At 68.3% G+C, this 15,966-nt stretch carries 13 protein-coding genes; 4 read left to right on the plus strand and 9 right to left on the minus strand.

The window, feature by feature from the left end:
* Both GOAMR_RS07935 and GOAMR_RS07940 read left to right on the plus strand, forming a co-directional pair.
* A partial coding sequence (locus GOAMR_RS07935) for a penicillin-binding transpeptidase domain-containing protein (protein ID WP_005185248.1) occupies nucleotides 1-1,539 on the plus strand: 1,539 nt, incomplete at its 5' end.
* A 220-nt stretch (nucleotides 1,540-1,759) separates the two neighbouring features.
* Complete coding sequence (locus tag GOAMR_RS07940) at nucleotides 1,760-2,758, plus strand: metallophosphoesterase (protein ID WP_040514717.1); 999 nt, start codon at nucleotides 1,760-1,762, stop codon at nucleotides 2,756-2,758.
* Between the two features lie 592 nt (nucleotides 2,759-3,350).
* Here the strand turns inward: GOAMR_RS07940 and GOAMR_RS07945 are convergent.
* Entirely contained in the window at nucleotides 3,351-3,953 is a 603-nt protein-coding gene (locus GOAMR_RS07945; RefSeq protein WP_005185254.1) for a TetR/AcrR family transcriptional regulator, read from the minus strand.
* A gap of 97 nt (nucleotides 3,954-4,050) precedes the next feature.
* Complete coding sequence (gene purD / locus GOAMR_RS07950) at nucleotides 4,051-5,304, minus strand: phosphoribosylamine--glycine ligase (protein ID WP_005185257.1); 1,254 nt, start codon at nucleotides 5,302-5,304, stop codon at nucleotides 4,051-4,053.
* Nucleotides 5,305-5,431: 127 nt separating this feature from the next.
* On the opposite strand from purD, the gene GOAMR_RS24475 reads away from it, so the two are divergent.
* On the plus strand, nucleotides 5,432-5,848 hold the full coding sequence (locus tag GOAMR_RS24475) for a hypothetical protein (protein ID WP_005185260.1): 417 nt from the start codon (nucleotides 5,432-5,434) through the stop codon (nucleotides 5,846-5,848).
* 78 nt (nucleotides 5,849-5,926) lie between these two features.
* On the opposite strand, the gene GOAMR_RS07960 is transcribed toward GOAMR_RS24475, so the two are convergent.
* Together GOAMR_RS07960 and GOAMR_RS07965 are read right to left on the minus strand one after the other, a co-directional pair.
* The gene (locus tag GOAMR_RS07960) at nucleotides 5,927-8,137 is read right to left on the minus strand and encodes an ArnT family glycosyltransferase (RefSeq protein ID WP_005185261.1); all 2,211 of its coding nucleotides are present in this window, start codon (nucleotides 8,135-8,137) and stop codon (nucleotides 5,927-5,929) included.
* A gap of 77 nt (nucleotides 8,138-8,214) precedes the next feature.
* On the minus strand, nucleotides 8,215-9,525 hold the full coding sequence (locus GOAMR_RS07965; RefSeq protein WP_005185262.1) for a bifunctional glycosyltransferase family 2/GtrA family protein: 1,311 nt from the start codon (nucleotides 9,523-9,525) through the stop codon (nucleotides 8,215-8,217).
* Between the two features lie 233 nt (nucleotides 9,526-9,758).
* On the opposite strand from GOAMR_RS07965, the gene GOAMR_RS07970 reads away from it, so the two are divergent.
* Complete coding sequence (locus tag GOAMR_RS07970; protein ID WP_005185263.1) at nucleotides 9,759-11,876, plus strand: RecQ family ATP-dependent DNA helicase; 2,118 nt, start codon at nucleotides 9,759-9,761, stop codon at nucleotides 11,874-11,876.
* Between the two features lie 18 nt (nucleotides 11,877-11,894).
* Here GOAMR_RS07970 and GOAMR_RS07975 read toward each other — a convergent pair whose 3' ends face one another.
* From GOAMR_RS07975 to GOAMR_RS07995, 5 genes are all read right to left on the minus strand, one after another.
* Nucleotides 11,895-12,320 (minus strand): HIT family protein, encoded by a 426-nt coding sequence (locus GOAMR_RS07975; RefSeq protein WP_005185264.1) that lies wholly within the window; start codon nucleotides 12,318-12,320, stop codon nucleotides 11,895-11,897.
* Nucleotides 12,321-12,437: 117 nt separating this feature from the next.
* Nucleotides 12,438-13,880, minus strand: a complete 1,443-nt coding sequence (locus GOAMR_RS07980) for a sensor histidine kinase (RefSeq protein WP_005185266.1) — start codon at nucleotides 13,878-13,880, stop codon at nucleotides 12,438-12,440.
* Nucleotides 13,880-14,602, minus strand: coding sequence for a response regulator transcription factor (locus tag GOAMR_RS07985; RefSeq protein WP_005185269.1), 723 nt, complete (start codon nucleotides 14,600-14,602; stop codon nucleotides 13,880-13,882). The genes GOAMR_RS07980 and GOAMR_RS07985 overlap by 1 nt, the downstream gene beginning before the upstream one ends.
* 137 nt (nucleotides 14,603-14,739) lie before the next feature.
* A complete protein-coding gene (locus GOAMR_RS07990; protein ID WP_005185276.1) occupies nucleotides 14,740-15,138 on the minus strand; it encodes a RidA family protein in 399 nt (132 codons plus the stop codon).
* A 106-nt stretch (nucleotides 15,139-15,244) separates the two neighbouring features.
* A complete protein-coding gene (locus tag GOAMR_RS07995) occupies nucleotides 15,245-15,613 on the minus strand; it encodes a roadblock/LC7 domain-containing protein (protein WP_005185277.1) in 369 nt (122 codons plus the stop codon).
* Nucleotides 15,614-15,966: the final 353 nt, after the last annotated feature.

Here is a 15,966-nt window from a genome sequence, read left to right on the forward strand (position 1 = left end):
GGCAACAACGGCTTCTTCTGCGATTACGCGTTGCAGTTCCTGGCCGAGAACGGGCTCTCACGTAGCGCGGTGCAGCGCGGCGGCTACATCATCCGCACCACGCTTGATCCGTCGGTGCAGCAGGTCACGACGCGGGCGGCGCAGGCTCAGGCCAGCCCGAGCGCCGAGGGTGTCGCCGAGGTGATGAATGTGATCCGGCCGGGCAAGAAGTCGCACGATCTGCTGGCGATGGCGTCGAGCCGGTTCTACGGTCTCGACACGAAGGCCGAGCACACGGTGCAGCCGCAGCCGTTCTCGATGGTCGGTGACGGCGCGGGTTCGATCTTCAAGATCTTCACGGTGGCGGCGGCGATGGAGAAGGGTCTGGGCGCGGGTGCGCAGATCTCGGTTCCGGGGTCGCTCGCGGTGGAGGGTATGGGTTCGTCGGACGGCGCCAACGGCTGCCCGGCGGGCATGTACTGCGTGAAGAACGACGGTAAGTATCCGGCGACGATGACGATCACGCAGGCGCTGGCCATGTCCCCCAACACCGCGTTCGTGAATCTGCTGCAGCAGGTGGGTGTGAAGCCGACCGTCGACATGGCGGTGCGGCTCGGTCTGCGGTCGTACAACAGCCCGGGCACCTCAGGGTTCGGCGACAAGTCCATCGCCGCTTACGTCAAGGACGGCAACCTGGGTTCGTTCACACTGGGTCCGACCGCCGTCAACACGCTGGAGTTGTCGAATGTGGCGGCGACGCTGGCCTCGGGCGGCGTGTGGTGCCCACCGAATCCGATCGCCTCGATCAGCAGCATCAAGCGGGACAAGTACGGCAACCCGATGCTGGATGCGAAGGGCAATCCGGCGCTGGTGCCGGTGCCGTTCGCGGCCCCGAAGTGTGAGCAGGTCGTCGAGGAGGGGCTGGCGAACACGCTGGCGTTCGTGATGGGTCAGGACCATATCGGCGGTACGGCGGCGGGCGCGGCGAACGGTCAGGGCTGGACGTTGCCGATGTCGGGTAAGACGGGCACCACGGAGGCACATCGTTCGTCGGCGTTCCTCGGGTTCACCAACCAGCTCGCGGGGGCGGCGTACGTGTACAACGACGGCCCTAATCCGTCGGGTATCTGTTCCAGTCCGCTGCGCCAGTGCTACGACGGCGATCTGTACGGCGGTATGGAACCGGCCCGGACCTGGTTCCAGGCGATGGGCCCGATCGCGACCAAGTTCGGTCCGGTGCGTCTGGCCAGGCCCGATCCTCAGTTCATGGCAGGCAACGACAAGGGCCGGGTGCCGCAGGTGGCCGGTCTGCCCGCGAGTTCGGCCAAGTCGCGGCTGCAGTCCGCAGGCTTCAAGGTGGTCGAGGTGGAGGTCGACAGTTCCCGGCCGGCCGGCACGGTGGTGACCACCACGCCGTCGGGTTCGGCGATGCCGGGCAGCACCATCACGATGATGGTGTTCAACGGCCGCCAGCGTGCGAGCCGTAACCGCCCGCCCACCAGCACCACGGTCGACGTCCCTGGCGTCGGCCCGGTCGAGATCGAACTCCCCGGCGGCTAGTGACACTGCGATCGGCGAGCTAGTAATACTGCGATCGGCGAGCGAAGCGAGTCGGCGCCGACAACACGGTCCGGTGGGCCGTTGTGTTCTGGACTGACGAGTGAGCCGGGCGAGGAACGAGCCCGCGCGAACGAGGAGGGAAGAACACGACTCCCGGCCCGCAGGACCCGCGATCGGCGAGCGAAGCGAGTCGGCGCCAACAACAGAGTATTCTGGGTCGATGGTTGGCTTTGACAAGAATCTTCGGGTGCCCGTCTCCGGTGAGGCCGCTGCGCGCGCGGTTGCCGGGCTGGCGGGTCTTGCGTCGGCCGGTTTGTTCTATTCGACGGTGATCGAACGCAATGCGTTCACGTTGCGGCATTCGACGATGGCGGTGCTGGAGCCTGGTGCGACGCCGTTGCGGGTGCTGCATATCAGCGATCTGCACATGATGCCGCGGCAGCGGCTGAAGCAGGCGTGGTTGTCCGAACTCGACGCGCTGGAACCGGATCTGGTGGTGAACACGGGCGACAATCTGTCGCATCCGGCGGCGGTGCCGGCGGTGGTGCAGTCCTTGGGTGGGCTGTTGTCGCGCCCGGGTCTGTTCGTGTTCGGGTCGAATGACTATTTCGGGCCGAAGCCGAAGAATCCGTTCAAGTATTTCAAGAAGGATCACAAGCGCACACATGGTGATCCGCTGCCGTGGCAGGATCTGCGGGCGGCGTTCGTGGAGCGTGGCTGGCTGGATGCGACGCACACGATCCGTGAGCTGGAGGTCGGCGGGGTGCGGATCGCGGCGGCCGGCGTCGACGATCCGCATATCGAGCGGGACCGGTATGAGACGGTGGCGGGCCGCCCGAATCCGTTGGCGCATCTGCGGCTGGGTTTGACGCATTCGCCGGAGCCGCGGGTGCTGGACAGTTTCGCCGCCGACGGCTACGACCTGGTGCTGGCGGGCCACACGCACGGCGGCCAGTTGTGTCTGCCGTTCTATGGCGCGCTGGTCACCAATTGCCACATCGACAGGTCGCGGGTGAAGGGTCCGTCGAATTGGGGTTCGACGATGAAGCTGCATGTGAGCGCCGGTATCGGGACGTCACCGTACGCCCCGGCCCGGTTCTGCTGCCGCCCGGAGGCCAGCCTGCTCACGCTGACCCCGGTGTCGCATGGCGACGCCGATTTCGACGAGGCCTATTCTCTGCCCCCGGCCACCGTCGGCAAGGAACCCGTCAAGCGCTAGCGTCTGGAGTTGGCGGGGGCCGCCGGGGTTCGGTGGTGGTCGCCGAATGTGTGTATCTCGCCGGACCCTTCGAGACCCTCGCTCGTTCCTCGCTTCGGCCTCAGGGATCAAGATGGTGGCCACCTGGCCACGCAACCAGGCCGATGCCAGGGCGACACCATGTTTGGTCGCCCAGGCGGGTTGATGTGGGCCCGGCCCCGTTCTGGACGACGGAGCGAGTGGGGAGCTTGCGACCCCGAGCGACGGAGGAAGAACGGGGAACAAGGGCCCACATCAGGCCCGCCGCATAAGCAAAGACCACATGTTTGGTCGCCCAGGCGGGTTGATGTGGGCCCGGCCCCGTTCTGGACGACCGAGCGAGTGGGGAGCTTGCGACCCCGAGCGACGGAGGAAGAACGGGGAACAAGGGCCCACATCAGGCCCGCCGCATAAGCACAGGCCGATGCCAAGACGACCACATGTTTGGTCGCCCAGGTGGGTTGAGTTTTTGGCCCCGCCCCGTTCTGGACGACTGAGCGAGTAAGGGAGCTTGCGACCGTCGAGCGAGGGAGGAAGAACGGGGGTCGAGGGGCCAAAACTCAGGCCCGCCGCATTAATTCTGTGGCGCGAGAACGTCGACCACAGAGACGAGTGCTTCTCGTGCGGCGTCGATGGGTTCGCTGGGGTGCTGGCCGAGTGCTCCCATGACCGCTCCGTCTTCGACGGCGATGAGGCAGCGGACGTGGACGGGGTCGGCGAGGCGCCCGGATTTCTGGAGGACGTCGGTGTGGACGCCGGCGAGGAGGGCGTGGTGGTCGGCGATGACGGCGTTGAGGAGTTCGTAGCGGGGGGCGAGGGCGAACATCTCGTATCGGACGGCGAGGTCGTGGACGGTGGTGTCGGGACCGACGAACACTTCGGCGAGTGCGTCGGCCATGGCGCGGGCTCCGCGGCGGCGGCGCCGGAGTGCTGCACCGCGGGCGGAGATGGCGGCTTCGTCGCCGCGGCACACGTAGTCGGCGGCCTGCGCCATGAGGTCTTCGAGGGACCCGAAGTAGTAGGTGGTGGAGGCGAGCGGCAGTTCGGCGCGGTCGGCGACGGCCCGGTGGCGGACAGCGTCGAACCCGCCTTCGAGTAGGAGCGCTCCGGCGGCCTCGATGAGCCTGGAACGCCTGCGTACTCCCTTAGGCGTAGCCGCTGACGTCATGGGTGTCATGGTCCCAAACCGGCGTGCGCGGTGCCCGGGTTTCCACGAAAACCGTGCGCGTACAGGGCCGTTGCGTCGACCGTACGGACGACGCCGGAATGTCCCGTCAGAGCGTGATGCGGCCTTCGAGCGCGGCCTTGCCGATGTCGGTGCGGTGGTGGCTGCCGGGAAGCTTGATGGCCGCGATGCGCTCGTATGCCTGGGCCCGCGCTTGTTCAAGGTCGGCTCCGGTGCCGACGACGGCGAGCACCCGCCCGCCGGAGGACACGATGGTGCCGTCGTCGCCGCGTTTGGTTCCGGCGTGCAGGACGCCGTCGACCTCGGCGCCGGTGATGCCATCGCCGGTGCGCGGGGTGCCGGGGTAGTTCTGGGCGGCGACGACGACGGTGACGGCAGCCCCGTCGGACCAGCGCAGCGGCGGCAGCTGGTCGAGGGTGCCGGTGGCGACGGCGTTCAGCGCCTCCCCGAGCGGGGATTCGAGCAGGGCGAGAACCGCCTGGGTTTCGGGATCGCCGAAGCGGCAGTTGAATTCGACGACGGCCGGCCCGTCTTTACCGATGGCCAGGCCCGCGTACAGCAGGCCGGAGAACGGCACCCCGCGCCGAACCATTTCGGCGGCAACAGGTTTGACGACATCGTCGACGATCCGGGTGACCATGTCGGCGGGCAGCCACGGCAGCGGCGTGTAGGCGCCCATGCCGCCGGTGTTGGGGCCGGTGTCGTTGTCGCCGACGCGCTTGTGGTCCTGCGCGGGCAGCAGCGGCACCACATTCTCGCCGTCGACGAGGCAGAACAGCGACACCTCGGGGCCGTCGAGGAAGCTCTCGAGCAGCACGGGGTGCCCGGATTCGAGGCATTCGGCGGCGTGATCGCGGGCGACGGCGCGGTCGGGTGTGACCACCACGCCTTTGCCGGCAGCGAGGCCGTCGTCCTTGACCACCCAGGTGGGGCCGAATCGGTCGAGGGCGGCGTCGAGTTTGGCCGGGTTGTCGACGACCTCGGCGTGCGCGGTGCGTACCCCGGCGGCGGCCATGACGTCCTTGGCGAAGGCCTTGGAACCTTCGATGCGGGCGGCCTCGGCGCTCGGGCCGAAGGTGGCGACACCGGCCTGGCGGAGGGCGTCGGCGACGCCGAGGACCAGTGGTACCTCGGGACCGATCACCACGAGGTCGGCCTCGACCTGGCGGGCGAGGGCGACGACGGCGTCGGCGGAGGTGACGTCGACGGCGTGGTTGGTGGCGACGGCCGCGGTGCCGGCGTTGCCGGGGGCGACGTGCAGGTCGGTGACCGACGGGTCGCGCCGGAGTCCGAGGAGCAGGGCATGTTCGCGGCCGCCCGAGCCGATCACGAGTACGCGCACGGGGACGACTCTACAGTCCCGGAGCCCTGTGGATAACTCTGTGCATCGACCTTCGCCGTCATCACCGCGGCAGTACCCTCGAAGGGCATCAAGAAAATGTCACCGCCCACATGAACAGGGGGATCATATGGCCGACCTGGAGGATCTCGACGCGCGCCTCACCGCGGTCGAGAACAGACTCGACGACGTGGCAGAGCAGTCACGCCGGGCCAGGGAGGACTCCGCCGCGGCCCGGGTCCTCGCCGGCGCAGCCGACAGGGATGTCTCCGAGATGCGTGCTGTTCTCCAGGGGCACACGAAGGTCCTCAACGCCCTTCGGGAAACGCAGCTGGAGCACTCCGCGAAGTTCGACCGGATCGATGCGAAGTTCAGCCAGATCGATGCGAAGTTCAGCCAGATCGATGCCCGGTTCGACCAGATCGATGCCCGGTTCGACAGGACCGACGGGGAACTCGCCCGCATGCGTACCGGTTTCGGCGTCCTGAACTCGGGAATGAATCGCATCACCGGGATGCTCACCGAACTGTTGAACCGGGAACCCTGAGTCACCGGGCAACCGTCGAACGTATTCCGCCCGCAGCCGATATCCGGCTGCGGGCGGAAGTCGCTGGTCGCGGTTCGGCTACGACCGGGCCGGTGTGGTGAGGTCGTAGAGGGTGACTCCGTCGACGGTCCGGGCGGTGAACTTCCCGGTGACCCAGGCGCTGATCACCTCGCTCGTCCGATTGTCACTTCCGCCGCCGAACCCGCCGAAGTGGCCGCCGGCGATGAAGTAGTGGATCTCGCCGTCTGCCACCAGTTTCTGGAACCGTTCCAGGGTCGGCGACGGGTCTGTGCCGTTGAAGCCGCCGATGGGCATCACCGAATATCCGGATTCGAGCTGGTAGCCCGACGCCGAGTTGGAACCGATCGCGGCGGCCACCCACGTGTACTTTCCGGCGTCGGCACGCAACAGCTTGAGTATCTCCGGACCCGGCCGCGAGCCGTCGAGCAGCCCGCCCGGGCCACCCATGCCGCCGTAGCCGGCGCCGGGTCCACCGGTCCCCCACCGCATGCCCGGACCACCTTGCGAGGGGAACCGGGACATCCCTCCCCGGTCACCCGCATCAGGTCCCGAACGCGGCGGCCCGCCGGGACCACTCATCGACCCCTGCCCCTGTCCCGGTCCGGCCCCGAAACCCGGCCTGCTTCCCCCCTGCCTGTGCCCTGAGCCCTGCCCATGTCCGAACCCGTTTCCGCCGCGACCCCGACCGGGACCGCCATGCGGCCCGAAACCACCCGCGACCCGAGGCCCCGCCGACGGCAGTCCGCCGGAGACGGGTGAACCGATGGTGTCGAACGCGTACGCGGCGGGCCCGGCCACCCCGGCGACGACGGCCGCGACACCCGCACCGACGGCGAGAGTGCGCAGCCGCGCCGTTGTGCCGGGCACCAGCAGTGCCAGACCGGCGCCGATACCGACGACCAGGACCAGCCACCGCAGCCAGCTCACGAAATCGGGAGAACGGCCCAGCAGCACGAAACCCCAGATCGCGGCAACGCCCACGGAGATCGCGAGAACAGCTCGCACCCAAGGTAATTCACGTGCCCGCCAGCACACTGCGGCACCACCGCCGACGAGCGCCGCGACCGCCGGGGCGAGCGCCGCGGTGTAGTAGCTGTGGAAGATGCCCGCCATGTAACTGAAGACGCCCATGGTGACGATCAGCCACAGCCCCCACACCGTCAGGAACGCGAGTTCGGTTCTGCGCCGGTCCTTCCCGTCGCCTCGAACCCGTGCGACAATCACGATCGCGGCGATGCCGAGGATGATCGCGGTGGGGATCAGCCAGGCGATCTGCCCGCCTTGTTCCGGGACGAACATCCGGTCCCAGCCCGTCTGCCCCCACATACCGCCGCCGCGGCCACCCGGTCCGCCCCCGCCCGGTCCACCGTACCCACCACCGAACCCGCCGTAACCACCGAATCCGCCACCGCGCCCGCCGCCGGGGTGCACGCTGCCGTGTTCCTCACCGTTGAGCCGACCGAGACCGTTGTAGCCCAGCGTCAGTTCGAGGATCGAATTATGCTGTGAACCACCGATGTACGGTCGTGACGAGGCCGGCCACAGTTCGACGGTGAGGATCCACCAGCCCGCACTCACGATCAACGCGCCCAGGGCGGCGAACAACTGTCCGACGCGTCGCAGCATCCCGCCCGGCCCGAACGCCAGGTAGGTGACGGCCAGCGGCGGCACCACCAGCATCACCTGCAGTTGCTTTGTCAAGAAACCGAATCCGACGAAGACACCGGCCAGGATCAGCCACCGCCACCGGCCGTCGGACACCCCGCGCAGCACCGCCCACACCGACGCGACCATCAGCAGGATCAGCAGTGCCTCGGGATTGTTGAACCGGAACATCATCGCCGCCACCGGTGTCAGCGCCAGCACCAGTCCGGCGAGAGTACCGGCCCAGTGCCCGAAGTACCGGCGGGTGATCGCGTAGACCAGCGCCACCGAGGCCACCCCCATGAGCGCCTCGGGCACCAGGATCGACCACGAGTTCAGCCCGAACACCCGCACCGCGAGCGACGGAATCCACAGCGACGCCGGAGGTTTGTCGACTGTGATCGAATTGGCCATGTCCGACGAACCGAAGAACCACGCCTTCCACGACTGCGACCCCGCCTGGATCGCCGCCGAATAGAAGGAATTGGCCCACCCGTTGATCGACAGATTCCACAGGTAGGCCACCGCGGTACCGAGCAGCAAGGCCAACAGCGACAACCGCTCCCGAATCACGGGAGCGGTTATAGCACGCCGCAATGGCGGACGAGTCTCCTCGTCCGCCATTGCCGTCTTTTGCAAGGTGTGGGTCTTCGGCCGGATGTGATCGGCGGACCCCCCGGTTCCCGTTCTCCCTCCGTCGCTCACGCGGGTTCCCCCGACACCCGGCTCGCTCCGTCTCCCGGAACGGATCCGGGAGCGATTGCCAAATCATTTGTGTGCGCACGGAACACCCACCGCAGACCCACAAAACGGATCGCCGTCGCCACCAGATTCGCCACCAGCAGGACCAGCAGTTCGAGATGCTTCGACGCACCGGGCGCCCAACTGTGCAGCATCAGCAGCGAGCCGGCGGTCACCGCCCAGCCGAACGCGAAGATCCCCAGTCCGAACGCCTGATGTTTGACGGCGTTCTCGCTGCCGCGCACACCGAAACTGAACCAGCGGTTGACCGCCGTGTTGAACACCGCCGAAATACCCAGTGCCAGAAAGTTGGACACCTGCGCACCGACCAGCGCGTGCAGCATCAGGTACAGCACCGCGTACACGAGCGTCGACGCCACACCCACCACACAGAACCGGGCCAGTTGCCCGCTCAGCCCGAACGGAACCCCGTCGACACGCGGTCCGGGATGCCGGGACCGGCCGATGCTCGCCCGCAGTTCGGCGACGGGCAGACTGCCGTCGACGAGCGCTTTACCCACGCGGGCACAGCCTTTGAGGTCGGCCATCGCGGTGGCGACGATGTCGACGCTGCTGTCGGGGTCATCGATCCAGTCGACCGGGACCTCGGCGATCCGCAGCCCGATCCGTTCGGCCACCACGAGCAGTTCGGTGTCGAAGAACCACCCGGTGTCCTCGACGTACGGCAGCAGTTGCCGCGCGATGTCGGTGCGCATCGCCTTGAACCCGCACTGGGCGTCGGAGAACTTGGCCCGCATAGCGGTGCGCAGGATGAGATTGTATGAGCGGGAGATGAATTCGCGCTTCATACCGCGTTCCACCCGCGACCCGTTGGACAGCCGGGAACCGATCGCGATATCCGAGTGGCCCGAGATCAGCGGCGCGATCAGCGGGATGAGGGCGTTCAGGTCGGTCGACAGGTCGACGTCGCAGTAGGCGACGATGTCGGCGTCGCTTTCGCGCCACACCGCGTTGAGCGCCCGGCCGCGGCCTTTCTCCTCGAGGTGGACCACCCGCAGCCCGGCGATGCTCCGGGTGAGCTGCACGGCCCGCTGCACGGTCTCGTCGGTGCTCGCGTTGTCGGCGACGGTGATCCGCGCCGGGTACGGCACGTGGGTGCGCAGGTGCGCGTCGAGCCGGCGGACGGCGTCGACGATGTCGTCCTGCTCGTTGTAGACCGGGATCACGATGTCGAGGGTCGGGTGTGGTTGCGAGGTATCGGCCAGCGTGTGCACCGTCGAGGCGGGGCGACCGAGGGTGTCTGTCGTCATGTCATACAGAGTGCGGGCCGAAACTGGGACAGCTCCCGTTTCTGGCTGTCAGGTTCCTGTCAACGCGAACATCGGGTTTCCCCAGGTCACAGAGTCCGGCCCCGGCGGCGAGCGGCGGATCTCACCGACCGGGGTCAGCAGAATCTGTGGACAACTGATTCGTTGTCCACAGATCGGAAGCCCCTGGGTCCATCGGGACGGAAGACGTCCGACCCTCCCGATAGCGTGGACCCATGTCCCCCGACGCGACCCCGCCCACCCCGAACCCACCCGCCCTGACCGGTGACCAGCTGCGGATCGCCGACACGGTCATCGGCGCCCTTGCCGGCGACGGCGCCCACCTGCGGCCCGACCAGTTGCGGGCGGTGTCGGCGCTGGTCCATCCGGGCGCCCGGGTGCTCGTCGTGCAGGCCACCGGCTGGGGCAAGTCCGCCGTGTACTGGACGGCCACGGCCATCGGCCGGGCCGCCGGACGGGGCCCGACGCTCATCGTGTCCCCGCTGCTGTCGCTGATGCGCGATCAGGTGGCGGCGGCCGGACGAGCCGGGCTGCGGGCAGCCACCCTGAACTCTTCCAACTTCGGTGACTGGGAGGTCGTCGAGAACGACCTGCGCTCAGGTGATCTCGATGTTCTCCTGGTGTCTCCGGAACGCCTGGCGAACCCGGGTTTCGGCAGGCGGGTACTGGACGATCTCAGTGGGCATCTCGGCCTGCTGGTGATCGATGAGGCGCACGCGATCTCGGACTGGGGCCACGACTTCCGGCCCGACTACCGCCGAGTCTCCGATGTCTTACGAAATGCCGAATCTTCGACTCCGGTGCTGGCCACGACCGCCACCGCCAATGCCCGCGTCACCGCCGACGTGGCCGGGCAACTCGGCACCGACACCCTGGTCCTGCGCGGACCGCTGGCACGAAAATCCCTGCACCTGAACGTCATCGACGGACTTTCCCCGATGCAGCGGTACGCCTGGACCGCACGCGGCCTGCCCGCGCTGCCGGGTTCGGGCATCGTCTATGTGCTCACCGTCGCCGACGCCGACCGGCTCGTCGAGGCGATCCGGTCGGTACAGGGCCCCGACTATCCGGTGGCCGCCTACACCGGCCAGCTCGACGCCGAGCGTCGCCACGCACTCGAAGATGCCCTGCTGCGCAACGAGATCAAGGCCCTGGTGGCCACCTCGGCACTCGGCATGGGCTACGACAAACCCGATCTCGGCTTCGTGGTGCACGTCGGCGCACCGGCCTCGCCGGTGTCGTACTACCAGCAGGTGGGCCGCGCCGGCCGCGCCCTCGACGACGCCGTCGTGGTGCTGCTGTCGTCGTCGTCCGACGACCGGATCTGGGAGTACTTCGCCACCGCCACCATCCCCGACCCGGACAAGATGACGCGGCTTCTCGATGCCCTGAACGCGGCCGGTGAACCGCAGTCGGTGCCGGCCCTCGAATCGTCGACGGGATTGCGCCGCACCAAGATCGACCTGATGCTCAAACAGCTCGCCGTCGACGGGGCCACCGAACGCACCCCCGACGGCTGGGTGGCGACGGGAGCGCCGTGGTCGTACGACGCCGAACATTACGACGGGGTGGTGGCGGTGCGCCGCCGCGAGGCCGACATCATGCGTGCCTACGTCCACGGCCGATCGTGCCTGATGACACTGCTCACCGAGTCGCTGGACGACCCGCAATCGGCGGCATGCGGGCGATGTTCGGTATGCCGGGGCGGCCTGACCGACGGCCTGCCCGCGGGCACCGACGACGAGGACGTACGCGCCGTCACCGCCACCCTGCGCCGCGCCGCTCTCACCCTGGAACCGCGAAAGATGTGGCCGGGCGGCATATTCGGAGTGCGGGGCAAGATCCCCGCGCAGCTGATGGCCGAACCGGGCCGCATCCTCGCCCACGCCGACGCACCGGAATGGACAGACGTCCTGTCCGGTGCCCGCGACGGCGACGAGGCCGCGGTCGCCGAACTGGCCGACGCCGCGGTCGCCGCGCTGGCCCCGTGGGGACGCGAGTCGGGCATCCGCCCCGACGTCATCGTCTCGCTGCGCCTGACCGGCACCACCATCGCCGAAACCCTCGCCACCCGGCTGCGCGAGGTCGGCAGGCGCGGCGGCGGCGCCTACCCGGTCGGCCCCGGTGAGCCTCCGGGCGACGCGACCGGCGCCGTCGAGGCGGCCCACTGGCGCGAACGTCTGCGCAACCCACCGGTCGCCGACGGTCAGGCGGTGCTCCTCGTCGTCGACGCCTCCACTTCCGGCTGGCCGATCACCATCGCGGCGGCGGCACTACGGGAGGCCGGCGCCACCGCCGTCCTGCCACTGCTCGTCCACCGGACCGTCGGCTGACGCCCGGCGACATGCGGATCAGTCGGGCACGTTCTCCCGGTACCCGTGGTCGATGAGGCTCTGCCGGATCTTGGCGGCATGCTCATCGAGCACCTCGGGCGCCACATCCTTCTGGGCGTTGGTGAGGTCGAATGCCGCCATCGACACCGCCGGGAACACGTGCAGGTGCACGTGCGGAACCTCGAGACCGGCGATCAGCATTCCCATGCGGGGTGCGCCGAAGGCGTCCTTGACGGCCCGGCCCACCTTCTGCGCGACGTCGGACAGGTGGGTGAAGGTGGCTGTGTCGATCTGCTCCCAGTGGTCGATCTCCTTGCGCGGGATCACCAGCACGTGCCCGGGGGTGACCGGTTCGATCGTCAGGAACGCGACGGCCTGGCCGTCCTTCCACACGAACCGCCCGGGGAGGTCGCCGTTGATGATGTGCGTGAATACCGTTGCCATGGCAAGTAAGTCTATTGCTCCGGGCCGCCGGTGCCCCGTCGTTGCCGGACGAACGGGACCAACGTCCATCCGCCCGACGCCGGCCGTTCACCGGGGGGCGCCGGCGCGGATCTCAGATCAGGCCGCCTCGCGCGGCAGCCGCACCCAGAACCGAGCCCCCTGGCCGGGTGTCGAATCCACCCCGACGGTGCCGCCGTGCGCGGCGACCAGCGCCGCCACGATCGACAGGCCGAGCCCACTGCCACCGCCCTCGCCGCGATGACGGGAGGCGTCGCCACGGTAGAAGCGTTCGAACACCTTCGACACCTCTTCTTCGGTGAGGCCGTTGCCGGTGTCGGTCACCGACAGCACCACGTGCGCCGCGTCGTCGGCGCCGATGCCGACGGTGATGGTCGCCTCCGGTGGGGTGTGCGCGATCGCGTTGTTGATCAGGTTGCGCAGCACCTGCATGAGCCGGTTGACGTCGCCGGCCACCACCGGCGGCTCGTCCATCGGCTCGACCCGCACCCCGATATCGCGTTGCGGGGCCGCGGCACGGGCCGAGTGCACCGCGTCGGTCACCAGCGACAACAGGTCGATCTGGCCGGACTGCAGCGGCCGGTGCGCGTCTAGCCGGGCCAGCATCAGCAGGTCCTCGACCAGCAGTTTCATCCGCTCGGCCTCGGTGTCGATGCGGCCCATCGCGTCGTCGGAGGGCACCGCGCCCTGCTTGTACAGTTCCCCGAAACCCTTGATCGAGGTGAGCGGGGTCCGCAGTTCGTGGCTGGCGTCGGCGATGAACCGGCGCATCGTCTCCTCGGACTCGCGGGCCTGCCGCTCGGAGGCCTCGGTGGCGGCGAACGCCCGCTGGATGTGCCCGAGCATGGTGTTCAGCGACGCCGACAGGCTGCCCACCTCGGTGTTGGCCGGCACCGGCGGCACCCGCATCGTGAGGTTGCCGTCGGCGATGGCGTGGGCGGTCTCCTCGACCCGGCGCAGCGGCCGCAGGCCGGCCCGCACCAGCAGGTAGCTGAGCACCCCGATGACCACGACGACCACCCCGCCGATGCCCACCTGCAACCAGATGAGCCGGGACACTGTCGATTCGATGTCGGACATCGGGGTGGCCACCACCGACTCGGCGTCGCCGGCGACCCGTTTGACCACCCGCCAGCGCGGACCGTCACCGTCCTCGGACGACACGGTCACCGGCCCGGTGTCGTCGTCGCCGAGCCCTGACAGGTCGGGACTGTGCGAGTAGCCCGCGTCGTCGCCGTAGACGGTGCCGGCCGCGGTGACCAGACGGGAGTAGTAGCGCGACGGTGGGCGCCGCGGACCCGGCATGTTGCCGAATCCGTCGTCGCGGATGGGCCGCGCCCACGTCTCGATCGCGTTGCGCAGCCCGCTGTCGGTGCGGGAGATCAGATCCGAACGCATCGCACCGGTGACCGCGAAACCCGACACCGCCAGCCCGGCCACCACCAGCACCAGCGTCAGCGCGACCAATGAGACACGCAGCGGCACATGATGGATCGGCGTGAACCGGGTGATCTCGGGGCCGTCGGTCACCACCGCGGACATCAGTCTCTCGGCTCCCGCATCACGTAGCCGACGCCGCGCAGGGTGTGGATGAGGCGCTTGTCGCCGTTGTCGAGTTTGCGCCGCAGGTACGACACATACGACTCGACGACATTGACCTCACCCCCGAAGTCGTAGTTCCACACGTGATCGAGGATGCGCGGCTTGGACAGCACGGTCCCGGCGTTCACCATGAAGTAGCGCAGCAGCGTGAACTCGGTCGGCGACAGCGCCACCAGTTCGCCGGCCTTCCACACCTCGTGCGTCTCGTCGTCGAGCACGATGTCGGCGAAGGTGATCCGCGAGGACTTCTTGCTCTGCTCGGTGGCCCCGGACCGGCGCAGCAGCACCTGGATCCGCGCCACCACCTCTTCGAGGCTGAACGGCTTGGTGACGTAGTCGTCGCCGCCGATCGTCAGACCGTTGATCTTGTCCTCGACGGTGTCGCGCGCCGACAGGAACAGCGCGGGCGCCTCGACACCGTCGGCGCGCAGCCGGCGCAGCAGGCCGAAGCCGTCCATCCCCGGCATCATCACGTCCAGGATCAGCACGTCGGGCGCGAAGGTGCGGCAGGTGTCGATAGCCGCGGGACCGTTCGCCGCGGTTACCACCTCGTACCCCTGGAACTTCAGCGACACCTTCAGCAACTCGCGGATATTGTCCTCGTCGTCGACGACCAGGACGCGCGCCTTCTCATCCGCTGCCGCCCCACGCTCATCCACCATTGCCGTCACACCGTTCCGTTTCCCAGTCTCCATAAGACCACCCGGCTTTGTCATAACTATGAGGATGCTCGGGGTTCCCTGTGTCGCGCTGGATGCTTCCTGTCAGTCTCCTGTGAACCGTTCGCACTGTTCGCCGGTTACGCGGGCGGTGCGGCGATCGCCTCGATCTCCACGACCTGTTCGTCGTAGGGCAGCACGGTGACCCCGACGACGATCGCGGGCGGCGCACCGTCGGTGAACGAGGCCAGCACCTCCTCCCACGACACGTACAGGTCGGCCTGCAGGTGTTCGGCGACGTACACGGTCAGCTTGGCGACGTCGGCGAAACCCGCCCCGTGGCCGGCCAGCACGGTGCGCAGGTTGGCCAGGCACTGCCGGGTCTGCCCGACGACATCGCGCGGGGCCACCACCTCCCCGTCCGGGCCGAGCGGGGCGATTCCGGCGGTGAAGATCATCGGTCCCGCCGATACCGCTGTGCTGTAAGGAAATCCGCCGTCGAACAGGCCTTCGGGCCTACCATGCTGCACTCGTGACATGTGCGTCATCCTAGTGAGCACGACGGCTCGAACCGGGGACCGAAACGGCACACGGCCCGGCGCGATGACGCGCCGGGCCGTGTGCCGTTGTGTTGTTGTGCGTGGTTTAGACCCGCACCTGGTCGGCGACGGTGCGAAGCTTGTGCCGGGCCAGCGCCAGGTTGGCGGTGGCGCGGTTGAGCACGAAGTAGATGAACAGGCCCGCGGTGCCGCCGTCACGCAGCACGTTGATCAGGTGGTACTGCTTGTCGAGGGTGATCAGGACGTCCTCGAGGCCACCGCTGATACCGAGATCGTTCATGGTGCGCAGCTTGGCTCGGACCACGTTCGAGTTGCCGGCGGCGGCGATCTCCAGGTCGAATCCGGGGTTGCCACCGGCAGCCAGCACCATGCCGCTGTCGAGGTCGACCACCGCGGCGCCCATCGCGCCGTCGACCGCGAGAAGGTCGGCGATCGAGTCATCGAGTCTTGCCATGTTGTCTGCTCCTATCGCGGCACCGTCGGCCGCTGAGTCATCGCGCGACGCTTCTGCCGGGGGCGATGGTTGTTCCTGCTGTGTCACGCCTGTAGCCGACGCATGCCGGGGCATGCTGATGGGCAACTCGCGCATTGTGCTCTCAAAGATGTATGGATCACCGCCGCCCGCATGCGCCCCGCCCCCGGTGGGAGCGCCGACACCGGTCGACCTGCCCGGCACATACCGGTACGGCGGAGCCTCGGCGGTACCCGTTGGGCGCGCCGAAGAGTGTTCCGGCCCAATTTGATCGTTGACCACTGATCACATTCCTCCGGAAAACCTTTACTGGGCCACATTTTGAGTACGGCGAA

This window comes from Gordonia amarae NBRC 15530 (assembly GCF_000241345.1).
Taxonomy (GTDB): domain Bacteria; phylum Actinomycetota; class Actinomycetes; order Mycobacteriales; family Mycobacteriaceae; genus Gordonia; species Gordonia amarae.

Excerpts from the sequence above, each read along its gene's own strand:
- GOAMR_RS07995 (WP_005185277.1), bottom strand. The coding sequence starts at position 15,613 with ATGGCAAGACTCGATGACTCGATCGCCGACCTTCTCGCGGTCGACGGC.
- GOAMR_RS07990 (WP_005185276.1), bottom strand. The coding sequence starts at position 15,138 with ATGTCACGAGTGCAGCATGGTAGGCCCGAAGGCCTGTTCGACGGCGGA.
- GOAMR_RS07945 (WP_005185254.1), bottom strand. The coding sequence starts at position 3,953 with ATGACACCCATGACGTCAGCGGCTACGCCTAAGGGAGTACGCAGGCGT.
- GOAMR_RS07980 (WP_005185266.1), bottom strand. The coding sequence starts at position 13,880 with ATGTCCGCGGTGGTGACCGACGGCCCCGAGATCACCCGGTTCACGCCG.
- GOAMR_RS07960 (WP_005185261.1), bottom strand. The coding sequence starts at position 8,137 with ATGGCGGACGAGGAGACTCGTCCGCCATTGCGGCGTGCTATAACCGCT.
- GOAMR_RS24475 (WP_005185260.1), top strand. The coding sequence starts at position 5,432 with ATGGCCGACCTGGAGGATCTCGACGCGCGCCTCACCGCGGTCGAGAAC.
- GOAMR_RS07985 (WP_005185269.1), bottom strand. The coding sequence starts at position 14,602 with ATGGTGGATGAGCGTGGGGCGGCAGCGGATGAGAAGGCGCGCGTCCTG.
- GOAMR_RS07975 (WP_005185264.1), bottom strand. The coding sequence starts at position 12,320 with ATGGCAACGGTATTCACGCACATCATCAACGGCGACCTCCCCGGGCGG.
- GOAMR_RS07965 (WP_005185262.1), bottom strand. The coding sequence starts at position 9,525 with ATGACGACAGACACCCTCGGTCGCCCCGCCTCGACGGTGCACACGCTG.
- GOAMR_RS07970 (WP_005185263.1), top strand. The coding sequence starts at position 9,759 with ATGTCCCCCGACGCGACCCCGCCCACCCCGAACCCACCCGCCCTGACC.
- GOAMR_RS07940 (WP_040514717.1), top strand. The coding sequence starts at position 1,760 with ATGGTTGGCTTTGACAAGAATCTTCGGGTGCCCGTCTCCGGTGAGGCC.